13 protein-coding genes are annotated in these 14121 nt (G+C 38.2%); all 13 read right to left on the reverse strand.

The genetic code is table 11. From position 1 onward, the window contains the following. Nucleotides 1-250: 250 nt before the first annotated feature. The 13 genes from dapA to rbfA all read right to left on the reverse strand — a co-directional run bounded on the left by dapA (nucleotide 251) and on the right by rbfA (nucleotide 14115). Nucleotides 251-1117, reverse strand: a complete 867-nt coding sequence (gene dapA, locus V179_RS0118675; protein WP_028392798.1) for a 4-hydroxy-tetrahydrodipicolinate synthase — start codon at nucleotides 1115-1117, stop codon at nucleotides 251-253. 63 nt (nucleotides 1118-1180) lie between these two features. Beyond that, complete coding sequence (dapG, locus tag V179_RS0118680; protein ID WP_028392799.1) at nucleotides 1181-2425, reverse strand: aspartate kinase; 1245 nt, start codon at nucleotides 2423-2425, stop codon at nucleotides 1181-1183. A 210-nt stretch (nucleotides 2426-2635) separates the two neighbouring features. Next, nucleotides 2636-3691, reverse strand: a complete 1056-nt coding sequence (asd, locus tag V179_RS0118685; RefSeq protein WP_028392800.1) for an aspartate-semialdehyde dehydrogenase — start codon at nucleotides 3689-3691, stop codon at nucleotides 2636-2638. Between the two features lie 206 nt (nucleotides 3692-3897). Continuing rightward, complete coding sequence (locus V179_RS0118690; RefSeq protein WP_028392801.1) at nucleotides 3898-4503, reverse strand: dipicolinate synthase subunit B; 606 nt, start codon at nucleotides 4501-4503, stop codon at nucleotides 3898-3900. Further along, nucleotides 4500-5402, reverse strand: a complete 903-nt coding sequence (dpaA, locus tag V179_RS0118695) for a dipicolinic acid synthetase subunit A (protein ID WP_028392802.1) — start codon at nucleotides 5400-5402, stop codon at nucleotides 4500-4502. Before dpaA ends, V179_RS0118690 begins: the two co-directional genes overlap by 4 nt. 191 nt (nucleotides 5403-5593) lie before the next feature. Next, complete coding sequence (locus V179_RS0118700; protein ID WP_028392803.1) at nucleotides 5594-5842, reverse strand: YlmC/YmxH family sporulation protein; 249 nt, start codon at nucleotides 5840-5842, stop codon at nucleotides 5594-5596. 322 nt (nucleotides 5843-6164) lie between these two features. After that, nucleotides 6165-7394, reverse strand: a complete 1230-nt coding sequence (locus V179_RS0118705) for a M16 family metallopeptidase (RefSeq protein WP_028392804.1) — start codon at nucleotides 7392-7394, stop codon at nucleotides 6165-6167. A gap of 58 nt (nucleotides 7395-7452) precedes the next feature. Then, nucleotides 7453-8409 carry a polysaccharide deacetylase family protein gene (locus tag V179_RS0118710; protein ID WP_028392805.1) on the reverse strand — a complete coding sequence of 319 codons (957 nt, stop codon included), beginning with the start codon at nucleotides 8407-8409 and terminating at the stop codon, nucleotides 7453-7455. 292 nt (nucleotides 8410-8701) lie between these two features. Further along, the gene (pnp, locus tag V179_RS0118715) at nucleotides 8702-10819 is read right to left on the reverse strand and encodes a polyribonucleotide nucleotidyltransferase (protein ID WP_028392806.1); all 2118 of its coding nucleotides are present in this window, start codon (nucleotides 10817-10819) and stop codon (nucleotides 8702-8704) included. A gap of 280 nt (nucleotides 10820-11099) precedes the next feature. After that, nucleotides 11100-11369, reverse strand: a complete 270-nt coding sequence (rpsO, locus tag V179_RS0118720; RefSeq protein ID WP_028392807.1) for a 30S ribosomal protein S15 — start codon at nucleotides 11367-11369, stop codon at nucleotides 11100-11102. A gap of 127 nt (nucleotides 11370-11496) precedes the next feature. Next, nucleotides 11497-12447: a bifunctional riboflavin kinase/FAD synthetase gene (gene ribF, locus V179_RS0118725; RefSeq protein WP_028392808.1), complete on the reverse strand. Its 951-nt coding sequence runs from the start codon at nucleotides 12445-12447 to the stop codon at nucleotides 11497-11499. A gap of 30 nt (nucleotides 12448-12477) precedes the next feature. After that, entirely contained in the window at nucleotides 12478-13401 is a 924-nt protein-coding gene (gene truB / locus V179_RS0118730) for a tRNA pseudouridine(55) synthase TruB (RefSeq protein WP_028392809.1), read from the reverse strand. A gap of 348 nt (nucleotides 13402-13749) precedes the next feature. Then, nucleotides 13750-14115: a 30S ribosome-binding factor RbfA gene (gene rbfA / locus V179_RS0118735; RefSeq protein WP_028392810.1), complete on the reverse strand. Its 366-nt coding sequence runs from the start codon at nucleotides 14113-14115 to the stop codon at nucleotides 13750-13752. Nucleotides 14116-14121: the final 6 nt, after the last annotated feature.

Here is a 14121-nt window from a genome sequence, read left to right on the forward strand (position 1 = left end):
TGGCGTCTTGCTCACAGGACGTGAGCAATCTTAGTAGACGTTCCTGTGATCTTCAGCGGTTTAGTTGAGGCCCACTGGATGTGGGTCACTCAAACGAAAGACTAAAGGACGCGGCGTACTTAGTCTGATTTCGTTGAACCTTATTCGTACTGTCGATTGATCAAAGCGATAGTGAAGATCTTAGCGACAGTAGAACGGGACTAACAATCAGTGGAAGATGAAGAAAACCTCCACTGATTGAAGTTTCATTTTATAAAATAACAGTGCTAAGTGCCGTTCTTTCCTGTTCAGTAAGTGGTACAAGCGGAAGTCTAACCGAACCGACATCGATTCCCTTCATTTGCAAAGCGGTCTTTACTGGAACAGGACTTGGTGCTGAAAATAATCCTTTGAATACTGGAAGCAATGTCTGATGCTGTTTCGCTGCATCTTTCATGTTTCCTGTAAAAAAGGACTCGATCATTTGCTGCATTTCATTCCCGATAATATGTGATGCGACAGAAACGACTCCAGCACCCCCAATCGCAAGAACAGGAAGAGTAATACCGTCATCCCCGCTATACAGTTGAAAATCTTCACTTACTTCAGAAATAATTTGAGTCATTGCAGTCAAATCACCACTCGCTTCTTTAACCGCCACAATATTATCAATCTCTGATAATCTAATAATTGTTTCTGGTGCAATGTTAACAGCCGCTCTTCCAGGAATATTATAAACCATGACTGGAAGAGAGGTGCTTTGTGCAATTGTTTTAAAATGTTGATATAGACCTTCTTGATTCGTTTTACTATAGTAAGGTGCTACGAGCATGATGGCATCTGCACCATTTTCCTCTGCTTTTTTCGTAAGTTCAATTGTTGCATACGTATTATAGCTACCTGTTCCCATAACGACAGGAACTCGTTTATCTACAACATTTACAACATGTTTGAGTAAAGCAATTTTTTCTTCAGATGTTAAAGTAGGTGACTCACCAGTCGTACCTGATATAACTAATGAATCTGTGCCATTTTCAATCAAGTAATTAATTAATAATGTTGTTTTTGCAAAGTCAATATTCCCTTTTTTATCGAAAGGAGTAACCATTGCGGTTGAAACTCTACCAAAGTTAATCATACATACACCTCTTGATTTTATAAGATGAGACTCTCATCATGGATACAATAATTTTAATAAAAGTTATCGATCCGTTATCCGGTATTCCGGTGCTTCTTCATGCAATTGAAATGCGTCATGCAGTGCATTCACAGCAACTGACAAATCTTGTTCCTTTACTAACACCCAAATGGTAGTGTGGCTATCCGCGGATTGTAAAATGCTAATTTCTCGATCTGATAATGCTGAAACAATTTTGGCAGCGACACCAGGCACTCCATTAATTCCAGCCCCTACAACAGAGACTTTTGCACAATTCCTTTGGATAAATGGCTCATACCCCATGTTTTCTAAAATTGAAATAGCATTGTTTGTCATTTCTTCTGTTACGGTATAAACGACGGCGTTTGGTGAAATATTAATAAAATCGACGCTTATCGAAGCATTTGCCATCGCTTTAAAAACTTCTGCTTGCAGATTATATTGGTCTTTCTTTGCTTTCACTTTGATTTGAGTAATTTTCGAAACATGGGCTATCCCTGTCACAAGTCTTTCTTTTATCTCAGTCCCATTACTGCCTCTATTCATGCTCGTTACCAATGTTCCGAGACCATCTGAATACGTGGATCTGATGCGGATTGGTACCTTTGCCTGCATCGCAATCTCAACAGCTCTAGGATGAATAACTTTCGCACCTTGATAAGCCATATTACATACTTCATTGTAAGTTACTACAGAAAGCGGGCGAGCAAAGTCAGCAATGCGTGGATCAGCTGTCATTATGCCTTCTACATCAGTGAATATATCTACATATTCAGCTTGTAACGCCGAGCCAAGAGCAGCTGCAGATGTATCACTTCCACCCCGTCCAATCGTCGTTATGTCCCCGTTTTTTGCTGCTCCTTGAAAACCAGCAACTACGACTACATCATGAAGTTCTAACTCTCTTCTTATTCTATCACATTTCATGTCAATAATTTTGGCATTTGTATGATCCTGGTTTGTGAGAAATCCAGCTTGTGCTCCAGTAAAGGTTGTCGCACTTATTCCACTATCCAGCAGTGTATTCGTGAAAACAACCGAGGAGATCGTTTCCCCCACTGATAAAAGTAAATCTTGTTCTCTTTTTGAGAGTTTGCTGTCTGTACCATTTACGAGTGATAAAAGCGTGTCCGTTGCATAGACATCTCCCTTTCTTCCCATTGCCGAGACGACGACCACAACCTTGAACCCATCATTTAGCGCTTTTTGGATATGACGCTTAGCATGTGTTCTGCTTTCCTCATCTCGTACAGAAGTTCCTCCGAATTTCTGAACGATGAATTTCATTCTAAACACCTCAAATGTAAAGGGCTAGCTAAAAAAGTTGCCATTTCGCATTCTACTACAGTAATTGGTAGTAAAAAAACTTTTATACTGTAATCAGTAGTTACGGACTCTACTTTTTTAACCAGCCACATTGCTTATCATAACTCTTTTACTTACAATCTAACAATCCATTCGGTTTGATGATTCACGATTTACTGTTAGTTGCTATCTTTATTTTACCGTAACTAATCCTAATTTCAATAAGCTTTCTGCAATTTGAACTGAATTCCAAGCAGCACCTTTAAGCAAGTTATCAGATACTATCCATAGATGGATTCCGTTCTCTTTATCCAAATCTTTGCGGATTCTGCCAACAAAAACGTCAGGTTTTCCAACAGCATCGGCTGGCATCGGATAAATTTGATTTTCTGGGTCGTCTTGAAGTACGACTCCTGGTGCATCACTTAATAATGATTTGATATCTGCTGCAGTAATGCTAGATGCAGTCGTTTCAACATATACTGACTCAGAATGACCAGTCTCGACAGGTAGCCTTACACAAGTAGCAGCTACCTGTAGTTTTGGCATATGCATGATTTTTTTTGTTTCATTAATCATTTTCATTTCTTCGTAAGTAAAGCCGTTATCCTGAAATGTATCTATTTGTGGGATGACGTTAAATGCAATTTGATAATGCTTTTTATCACCTTTAACTGGTAATACTGCTGGTTTGATTTCTTGATTATCAAGTATTTCACGAGTTTGCCCTTTTAATTCATTGATTGCTGCAGCACCAGCTCCTGAAACGGCCTGATAAGTGGAAACAATTATCTTATTTAATCCATAAGCCTTTCTAATCGGTTCTAGAGCTACGACCATTTGAATCGTTGAACAATTTGGGTTCGCAATAATTCCATTATGGTTGCGTAAGTCTTCTTCATTCACTTCAGGTACAACTAACGGCACACGTTCATCCATGCGGTAGGCACTTGTATTATCTACCACGATTGCTCCGCGTTTCACTGCTTCAGGTGCCAACTCTTTAGAAATACTTCCACCCGCACTGAATAAAGCGATATCTATACCTTCAAAGCTTTCAGGCTTTGCTTCCTGAACTTCAACTTCTTCGCCTTTAAACAAAAGTTTCTTTCCTGCCGAACGGGCCGAAGATAAAAAAGTGATTTTTTTTATAGGCAGTTCTCTTGATTCAAGTGTTTTTATCATTTGTTGTCCTACTGCTCCGGTCGCCCCGACAACCGCAATATTTAATCCTTTTGTCTCTTCCATTGTCTTTACCCCTTTTCCATTTACATGATGACTTCTATCTATTTGTCATCGATACTGTAACTTTATTAATAGAATTATCATTTATTTTAACATATCAATGCACGAAAGAAACAGGCTTTTACTAATTTATGATGTAATCGAGGCAATACAAGCAAAAAATTTACAAAAATCTGACTATAAAAAAAGCTTTTTCTACTATTTCACTTTTATATTGAAGTAGAATCATTATATCTCTCGATGATTACTGGTTGAATTTGTTTGCCATCTAATGCAGCAATAATCGTTTCACGTATTTGACTCATTCTCGCTACCATAGAAGTCGGTTTCTTCTCCGGATCATCCTGACCGAATGGTACAAAGTAAACATCTTTTGAGTCCATTAGTCTCATTAAATTCGTTCCATTAAGTCCCAAAGCATCATTGGTTGAGATTGCTACTACGACTGGACGATGATTCCTCATCGTCGCTTTTGCTGCCATAAGCACCGGAGAATCGGTTAAGGCATTCGCCATCTTACTCATAGAATTCCCTGTCATCGGTGCAATGACCATACAAGCAAGCGGGGTTTTCGGACCAAGTGGCTCCGCTTTTACGATCGAATCGACAACATGGTGTCCGGTTAATTTTTCTATCCTCCCAATCCAGTCTTCCCCTTTTCCAAATCTTGTTTCGGTATGCTGAACAGTCGATGTAACGATGGGGATGACCTCTGCGCCTTCATTTACCAATTTTTCTATTTCAGGAAAAACAGCATCATACGTACAATGCGAACCAGTTAATCCAAAACCGATTCGTACACCTTTTAAGCTCATTTCGTTTTCCCCTTTCGTTTTTTCATATCTTCCTTAATTAATTCGGATAATGCACTCCCCAAAATTTTACCGGCAGTTTTCGGTGCAACGATGCCAGGTAAGCTTGGTGCAAGCAATGCTTTAATTCCTCTTTTTTCAGCAAAACGAAAATCTGTTCCTCCCGGTTTTGAAGCAAGATCAATGACTAAGGTGTGAACAGGCATGTTCGCTAGTACAGAAGCCGTGATAATTGGATGAGGAATTGTATTAATACATATATCTACATCTCTCACCATCTTCGTCAGATCATTGATATGAAAGGGTGTCATGGCCATCTCCGTAATCCTTGCAATATCTTCCGTTTTTCTAGCCGCTACTCTTACCTTTGCACCAAGTGCTTGAAAGCTTCTTGCTGCTGTCATGCCAACTCTACCTAATCCTAAAATAGCAACATTTGAGCCATGTAGGGTGAAATCTGTATGTTGTATAGCCATCATAATTGTCCCTTCCACTGTAGGGATTGAGTTATAAATGGCGACGTCATCCCTATCAAAAAGCTGTACAAGTCGCCGATTGGTATTTTTCATAATTTCTGTTAGATATGCATTACTAATTCCAGAATAAAACGTACAATGTGATGAAGTTCTTGATACAATTTCTTCCGTAATCGTTACCTCTTCATTTGAAAAAATCGTATCTACTTTCCCCTCAAGATTTGTACCTGCAACAGGTAGGATGACAACATCAATTTCAGAAAAGTCTACATCTTCAAGCTTTTCTTTTACCGCACCTGTAAATGAATGTTCAAGCTGTTCAAAGCCTACTAGCCAAAGTCTTGCATCAAGTTCAGTCAATTTCCGAACTACCTCTAGCTGACGAGCATCCCCGCCGATAACTGCGATTTGCAAGCCTGTGAGCATTAAAACCGTCACCTTCTTTTTCATGGAAATATCTTCTTAGTTTTTTTCATTGTTTTACCCTTACATCCTATGTATTTCTTTCAAAATAGGTGATTGAAGGATTTTATCTTACATTCGAATTTGAAGTAACATTATCAGGGATTCCAAAAAAAAAACCGCCCTTAGGCAGTAGAAAAAAAGAACTTTAGACTTTACTCTTTATATTGAGTTTCCACGACATCTATAATCACCATATCGGATCCAATCTTTTTTACGTGCTGCCAAGGCACTTTTATTTCATGTCCTTGCCGCTTTAATCCGAACCACTTTAAAGAAGGGATGATTAAAGCCAGAATTTGACCTTCTTCATTGATTTCGAGATCAGTTTGACCTAAAACTCCTAAACGTTCAGCTCTCGCCACATCAACAATTTCTTTTCCACTTAATTCACTAAGCCTCAAAGCCTATCTCCTCCTCATACAGTCATATTTCATCTATATCCGATTTTGTCCAAGAATAGAAGTACAAGTATGACCATTAGAACAAAACAATAAGTGAACACTCTAATCAACCTAAGTTATTACAAATATTATTCATATTTCTTTCACACAAAAAAAGAATTAAACCCTTTCTTAAGAGTCTAATTCTTTTTCCGTGGAGAAGGGGCGAAACTTCGCAAAATCAGCTCCGTACCATCACCTTCATAAGGTTATGCAATTTGAGATCCTGAACATTTTTAGATCGTTGCGCATTAGAACAGACGCTCATGGATGTTTTATTAGCTTATTTATTCCAGCCTTCTAACGGACTTACTAATGAAGAAGCATAAGAATCGGTGAAAATTTGTTGCGCCATTTTATTTACACTTTCTTCCGTTACTTCATCAATTAATTCTACAATCCGATCAAGAGAACGATGGTTTTCAAGCAGTAGCTCGTTTTTGCCATTTCGACTCATTCTACTATTAGTGCTTTCAAGACTCATCATTAAGCTACCCTTAAGTTGCTCTTTGCTGTTTCTTAGTTCTTTTGCCGAGATTCCTTCCCGCTTAAGCGTTTCTAAAGTCATTTGGATCGTTTCATATAGACTGTCCAACTGATTAGCTCCAGTACCGCCATATATCGTCACTAAACCGCTATCTTGATAACTTGAATGATAGGAATAAACTGAATAGGCCAGACCACGCTGCTCTCGAACCTCTTGGAACAGACGGCTACTCATACTTCCACCTAAAATATTGTTGAGAGTTATTAAACTATACATGTCATCGTGTCCGATGCTCAAGCCTTCAAAACCTAAACATAGATGAGCCTGTTCTGTTTCTTTCTTCTTGGTGAACTGATTTTGATGAAAAATAGGCTTAATGAGTTCCGTTTGAGTATCACCGCCTGTATATGATCCGAAATATCTTTCAACTTCTTGAATCATGCTTTCATCTACATTCCCAGCAATAGAAATAACTACTTTGTCTGGGGTATACATATCATGTATATATTGTTTTAACGTCTCACTTGTAAACGTAGCAAGCGTTTCTTCTGTCCCAAGGATTGGAAAACCTAGAGGATGTTTTTCATAAACTGCTTCACTTAACAAATCATGGACAATATCATCCGGAGTATCTTCGTACATTTTAATTTCTTCAAGTACTACATTTTTCTCTTTTTTCAATTCTTCTTCGTCAAATGTAGAATTAAAGAACATATCCGAAAGAATTTCAAGAGCATAGCTTGCATGGTTGTCGAGTACTTTTGCATAATAACAAGTATATTCCTTTGATGTAAAGGCATTTACTTGGCCACCAATGCTATCGAAAGATTCAGCAATTTCTCGCGCATTACGAGTAGTCGTCCCCTTAAAGAACATATGCTCCAAAAAATGGGAGATCCCGTTTAATTCTGGTGCTTCATTACGGGAGCCTGTTTTAATCCAAATTCCTATCGCAGCTGAACGAACATGTGGGATGTTTTCAAGTACAATTCTTGTGCCATTTTGACATGTATATTTCTTAATCAATGCACATTCCTCCTTATTCTTTGCTGTAGAAGAAAAGGCAAATTGGTACAGCAGCCATTTATTGAATCGTTCTTTTTTCATTAACAGCTTCTGAAACGGTTACAATTTGCAGACCTTTCTTCTTCAATTGTTGAATTAATTCTTCTAATGACGATGCAGAAGCGTCTGTCGGATGCATCAGGATAAATGCTCCAGAGTGAACTTTACTGAGAACCCTGTTTAGCAAAACATCAGGACTTGGCTTTTGCCAATCAATCGTATCGACACTCCAAAGTATCGTTCCCATCCCAAGACTATTTGCGTCTTCGACTGTTTGATCACGGAAACTCCCACTAGGAGGAGCAAACCACTTCACTTTCTCATCAGTTACAGCTTCAATCACTTCATTTGTTTTTTGCATTTCATTTTTAGCTGCCGATTGAGATAATGTCTTCATATCAGGGTGACTATAAGAATGATTGCCAATTTCATGTTCGCCTTGTTTAATCATTTTCGCTAGTTCTGGATTATTCTTTGTCCATCTGCCCTCCAAAAAGAAGGTAGCCTTAACGTCATTTTCCTTAAGTATGGCAAGCATATCCTGTAAATATTCATTTCCCCATGCCACATTAATTAAAAGTGATACGACGGGTTTTTCAGGATGAGCTCGGTAAATTGGTGCTGGAGTCAAATCGCTTATATGTACGTTAGGTGAAACTTGTGTAAGAACCAATTTTTTTTCATTAAAAACCCCTTTTTCCCTCATTGCTTTATAAGATTCCCTAACGTTTACTTTAATACCGTTAAGACCAGGTACCGTTTTCCAGATTGAATCAATTCGTGCATCCTGTGGAGCTATTTCATAATCCTTCGCCTTTGATTCAATATCTTGCATAAGCGTGTCACTCTGCTTCACTGCAACAACAGACTGCCCAGTTATTGACTTTACATATACATCTACATATGGATTTTGCACTAATAACCATGATATACCTGCAATGGCACTAAACGCAACTATCTGGCTTAATTTCTTCATTTTTCACCGCTCCTCTCATATAAATAGTATGAGAAGAATGGACAAGGTAGAACGAAAGCCGCTACTGACAAAAATAATAACGCAACTCGTTAAAAAAATGCAATGTTCTAAGTGACTATATGTCTACACTCCCGTCCCTTATCTTGTTAAGAAACTGACACCAAGTTTAGACGATGTAAATTGATTACTCAAAACCTAAGGCATCTAGCCCTCGTCAAAGTGTTAAATAGAAAAAAGCATGCAAATTCACAAAGAATCGCATGCATTCATTTTTTCGATATTTTAAACACTCTTAAGCCTGTGATTTTTCTTCACTTTCTTTTTGAGCCTTTAAGATTGCTTTATGAGAAAGATTTACTCTTCCTTGCTTATCGATCTCAACGACTTTAACAGCTAATTCATCGCCTATTTTCACAACGTCCTCAACCTTACCTACACGTTCTTCAGCAAGCTCAGATATGTGAACTAGGCCGTCTTTTCCATTAAAGATTTCAACAAACGCGCCAAATTTTTCAATTCTTTTTACTTTACCAAGATAGACTTCACCAACCACTACTTCACGAACTATATCTTCAATAATTTTCTTCGCTTTTTGGTTCATCTCTTCATCAGTAGAAGCAATAAACACCGTACCATCTTGTTCGATATCAATTTTCACGCCAGTTTCTTCAATAATTTTATTAATATGTTTTCCGCTCGGTCCAATTACATCACGGATCTTATCTGGGTTAATTGCCATCGTTAAAATTTTAGGTGCATATTTAGAAAGACTTTCGCGCGGTGTATTAATAGTTGACATCATTGAATCAAGAATATGCATTCTTCCGCGTTTTGCTTGTTGAAGTGCTTCCTCAAGAATTTCTCTTGATAACCCCTCAATCTTAATATCCATTTGCAGCGCAGTAACACCCTTTGCAGTACCTGCCACTTTAAAGTCCATGTCGCCTAAATGATCTTCCATGCCTTGAATATCTGTTAAGATTGTATAATGTTCTCCCGTTTTAACAAGTCCCATTGCAATTCCAGCTACTGGTGCTTTCAATGGAACACCCGCATCCATCATAGCAAGCGTACTTGCACAAATACTTGCTTGTGAAGTCGAACCATTTGATTCAAGTACCTCTGAAACAAGACGTATTGTATATGGGAAGTCTTTATCATTTGGTATGACTGGTTCTAATGCCCTTTCTCCAAGTGCCCCATGTCCAATTTCACGACGTCCAGCACCACGAATTGGTCCTGTTTCACCTACACTGAAATGAGGGAAATTATAGTGATGCATGAATCGTTTTGATTCTTCAGTACCAAGTCCGTCCAAAATTTGAACATCCCCTAGTGCCCCAAGAGTACAGATAGACAAAGCTTGAGTTTGTCCGCGTGTAAATAATCCTGAACCATGAGTACGAGGAAGGATGTCGATTTCAGAAGAAAGCGGTCTGATCTCATCTGGGTTACGACCGTCTGGGCGTACTTTTTCTTCGGTTATCAAACGACGAACCTCAGATTTCACTAAAATATTTAAAATCTCTTTAATTTGCTTTAATTTATCTTCATCAGTTTCTTCCTCAAATTGCAACAGAACACGGTCTTTTACTTCTTTAATAGCTGCTTCACGAGCATGTTTCTCTTGAACTTGTACGGCTTTATTTAAGTCTGCTTCACATAGACCTTTAATTTCAGCTTCTAGCTCCGCATCTACTTGATACAAAGTGATTGCCATCTTTTCTTTGCCGATTTCAGCAACGATTTTTTCTTGAAATTCAATTAATTTCTTAATTTCATCATGTCCAAACATAATGGCTTCAAGCATCGTTTCTTCAGGTACTTCATTAGCTCCTGCTTCAACCATATTAATCGCGTCTTTCGTTCCAGCTACAGTCAAATTAATATCACTTTGAGCAAGCTGATCTACATTCGGATTAACGATGAATTTCCCATCAATTCTACCAACAACTACACCAGCGATCGGCCCTTCAAACGGAATATCTGAAACGGATAACGCAAGTGATGATCCTAGCATTGCTGCCATTTCAGATGAACAATCTTGATCCACGCTCATTACCATACTGATAACTTGCACATCATTTCTAAACCCATCCGCAAATAAAGGTCGGATCGGACGGTCAATCAAACGACTCGCTAAAATAGCTCTTTCGCTCGGTCTTCCTTCACGCTTAATAAATCCACCTGGTATTTTTCCAACTGCATATAATCTTTCTTCATAATTTACAGTCAAAGGAAAAAAGTCAACATTTTTTGGTTCCTTTGAAGCGGTAGCTGTACTTAAAACAACTGTTTCTCCATATCTTACAAGTACGGCACCATTCGCCTGTTTTGCCAATTGGCCAATTTCAACAGTTAATGATCTTCCGGCCCATTCGTATGAATACGTATGTTTGTTCTGTCCCATCTTTCAATTAAACCCCTCTCTGGATCTTCACTTTAGAGGCCTGGTCGTTTCCACCTAAACCTTATCTAAAATCTTAATAACATATATGTCAAATTAATAAAACATTCATAACCAAACTATTCCTATTATGCACGAAATAAATAAGCATTAACAGCAAAATAGAGTATATTTGAAAAAAACAAGACTTTTTTTCAAATAACCTCTCTTTTACACATTATGTAAAAAGACTTTTGTCTTCAAACATCAAAAAAGCGGGAAAATCTCCCGCTTTTTCGAATAATTATCGGCGTAGGCCTAATTTATTAATTAATGTACGGTAGCGAGTAACATCTTTATTACGAAGGTAAGTAAGAAGATTACGACGTTTACCAACCATTTTAAGAAGACCGCGGCGTGAATGGTGGTCTTTTTTATGAGTGCGTAAGTGACCGTTCAAGTTATTGATTTCTTCAGTTAATACTGCAATCTGAACCTCTGGTGATCCAGTGTCAGTGTCGTGAGTGCGGTACTCAGCGATAAGTTCGTTTTTACGTAATTGTGTAATTGCCATTGTTAATTCCTCCTAAAGTTTCTGTAAAATCCCCAATTACTGAGCCAGCGTCGGAGACTCGCTTAGCCAAGCAACGGTTATTTTCATACTTAAATATCATACAACCTTTTTTTACAAAATGCAAGTTCTATTCTTCTATATGCGCGAAATACTCGATTGCATCCATTTTATCTATCTCAATCTGTTGAACTAATTGTTCTAGTCCATCAAACTTTTGCTCACTACGGAGCCTTTTATGCCATTCGACCGTGACCTCTTCTCCATATATAACTCGATCAAAGCCAAGCACATGGACTTCAACAGATGGATACTTAGGTCTCTCCTCATGGAAGGTTGGCTTATACCCTACATTGCAAACACCATTAAACCACTTATGATCAATTTGAATTTTCACAGCGTACACACCTGTAGATGGGAATATGTATCGATCCTTAATGTCGATATTTGCAGTAGGAAATCCAAGCTTCCTTCCACGTTTCTCACCGTGTATTACAGTACCACGGACAGAATACCATCTTCCTGTTAACTTATTAAAGTCAATAAAGTCTCCTTCTTGTAAAGTCTTTCTTAACTTTGTTGAACTAATTTTCTCATCTGCCATTGTTTGCTTTTCAACAACAGTTTGCGTAAATTGACCTTTTGAATGAACCGAAAGCGTGTCCATCGTTCCTTCGCCAAACCTACCATATGAGAAATCAAACCCTGCTACAACATGAATTGTACGAAGGTTGATTAAATAATCATCCACAAATTGTTGAGGTGTTAGCATTGCGAATTCTTTTGTAAAATGGATAACAAAAACATAATCGACACCAAGCTTTTCAATAATCTCTATCTTTTCTTGCAACGGTGTAATATATTGCACCGATTGCTTGTCGTTACCGAGTACGGCAGATGGATGGGGGTCAAAGGTCATCACTGCTGATTTAGCATCCATCCTCATTGCTGCATCTTTTGCCGTCTGAATCACTTTCTGATGTCCAATATGTATGCCATCAAAAAATCCAAGCGCAATAACTATAGGTGGAAATTCTTCAGGATTAAATATTTGAGGATGTTCTATTGTAATTACTTTCACGATTAAATCTCCTCTTTCTCCCGGTAAACCTCACAGTTCATCTATTACCAAAACTTTAACTGGTTTGATTACTTGATCTTTTACGGGATGCACTTGATAAATTGCTAAGGCTCTTCCATTTTCATTTATCATGACAAAAGGTTCACCTTTAGCATAAGCCAAATCATCCGGCTGCGTTAAAACCGCACCGTTTAGGATTTTCATTGCTACTTTATCATTAATCTGATATTTCGGCAAATGATAAAGACCACGTTCTAATGGCAGCAAAAATTCCTTTTCTTTTCCTTCTTCGAATAGGTTTTTCACTTCTTCAAGCGTTTTGCAATCATTTAATGTAAATCCTGCTGATTCGATTCGAATTAAACTAGACATATGCGCTGGGTATCCGAGGCGTTCTCCCATCATGACAGCAAGCGTTCGGATATAAGTCCCTTTACTGCATTTCACCTTAAATTTAAATGAAATGGTATCCCCCTCAAAAACTTCACGATCATCGAGTAATGTTAATTCATGAATGGTCACTTCTCTTGAAGGCCTTTCGACCTCAATCCCAGCTCTGGCATATTCATATAATTTCTTGCCATTCACCTTCACAGCAGAATACATCGGTGGTGTTTGGGTGATTAGACCCGTTAAAGATTGAAACACTTCTAGGATACGTTCTCTAGTAATTACATCAGAAATAATTACTTCGTCCAGTTTTTCACCACTGCTATCTTCAGTAGTCGTTGAATAACCGAGCGTAATTTCACCTTCATATGCTTTTCCAGCGTCTGTAATATATTCAGCAATTTTCGTTGCCCTGCCGATACAAATAGGCAAGACTCCTGTAACATCCGGGTCAAGAGTGCCAGTATGACCTACTTTCTTTGTTTTTAAGATTTTTCGAAGTTTAAAAACACAGTCATGCGAAGTCATTCCTTTTGGTTTTAATAAAGGCAGAATACCTTCCATTTTTGACACCTCTATTCATTTTGGTTGAAGGACATGGGGACGGGGCTTCACGACTTGTTAATACAGCCAAACTACTTAGCAAGGTATACTTATAGAATCGAGACAGCATCCGACATTCCAGCACCACACCGCCAATATTTATGATTAGGCGAGTGTAAAGTGCTTAATGATATATCCCTCATGATAAATGGTGGCGTGTTAACGCCATATTCATTTTGTATTCTCTTAATTTTTGGCAGAAAAAAAGATAGACGAATTGTCTACCTGTTTTTAAAAAGAAAAAAATGATGAATGTGGATGCCCCAAAAAGGTCTAACCTTTACGTTATGGGGCACCCTCATTCGGTTGTTATTCTTCGTCTTTATTAGCAGGCTTTTCTGAATGAATCTGAGTAATAAGTGATTCGATTCGATTTCCATAAGCAACCGATTCATCAAATTCAAAAGAAATTTCTGGAGTTTTCCTCAAGCGGATTCTCTGGCCTATTTCTGAACGGATGAAACCTGTTGCTTTTGAAAGACCCTTTAACGTATTTTCTTTTTGCTCTTCATCGCCAAGTACTGAGATATAGACAGTTGCTTGTTGAAGATCACCCGTAACAGCAACATCTGTTACCGTAACAAAACCAATCCGAGGGTCTTTTATTTTACGACCGATAATTTCACTTAACTCTTTCTTCATTTGCTCGCCGACACGATTCGCACGAAGGCTCATTTACAT

The organism is Bacillus cihuensis, from assembly GCF_000504145.1.
Classification (GTDB): domain Bacteria; phylum Bacillota; class Bacilli; order Bacillales; family DSM-1321; genus Peribacillus; species Peribacillus huizhouensis.

What these genes read in the sequence shown, in the direction of transcription:
- dapA (WP_028392798.1), bottom strand. Translation starts at nt 1,117, where the DNA reads ATGATTAACTTTGGTAGAGTTTCAACCGCAATGGTTACTCCTTTCGAT.
- dapG (WP_028392799.1), bottom strand. Translation starts at nt 2,425, where the DNA reads ATGAAATTCATCGTTCAGAAATTCGGAGGAACTTCTGTACGAGATGAG.
- asd (WP_028392800.1), bottom strand. Translation starts at nt 3,691, where the DNA reads ATGGAAGAGACAAAAGGATTAAATATTGCGGTTGTCGGGGCGACCGGA.
- V179_RS0118690 (WP_028392801.1), bottom strand. Translation starts at nt 4,503, where the DNA reads ATGAGCTTAAAAGGTGTACGAATCGGTTTTGGATTAACTGGTTCGCAT.
- dpaA (WP_028392802.1), bottom strand. Translation starts at nt 5,402, where the DNA reads ATGCTCACAGGCTTGCAAATCGCAGTTATCGGCGGGGATGCTCGTCAG.
- V179_RS0118710 (WP_028392805.1), bottom strand. Translation starts at nt 8,409, where the DNA reads ATGAAGAAATTAAGCCAGATAGTTGCGTTTAGTGCCATTGCAGGTATA.
- pnp (WP_028392806.1), bottom strand. Translation starts at nt 10,819, where the DNA reads ATGGGACAGAACAAACATACGTATTCATACGAATGGGCCGGAAGATCA.
- rpsO (WP_028392807.1), bottom strand. Translation starts at nt 11,369, where the DNA reads ATGGCAATTACACAATTACGTAAAAACGAACTTATCGCTGAGTACCGC.
- truB (WP_028392809.1), bottom strand. Translation starts at nt 13,401, where the DNA reads ATGGAAGGTATTCTGCCTTTATTAAAACCAAAAGGAATGACTTCGCAT.
- rbfA (WP_028392810.1), bottom strand. Translation starts at nt 14,115, where the DNA reads ATGAGCCTTCGTGCGAATCGTGTCGGCGAGCAAATGAAGAAAGAGTTA.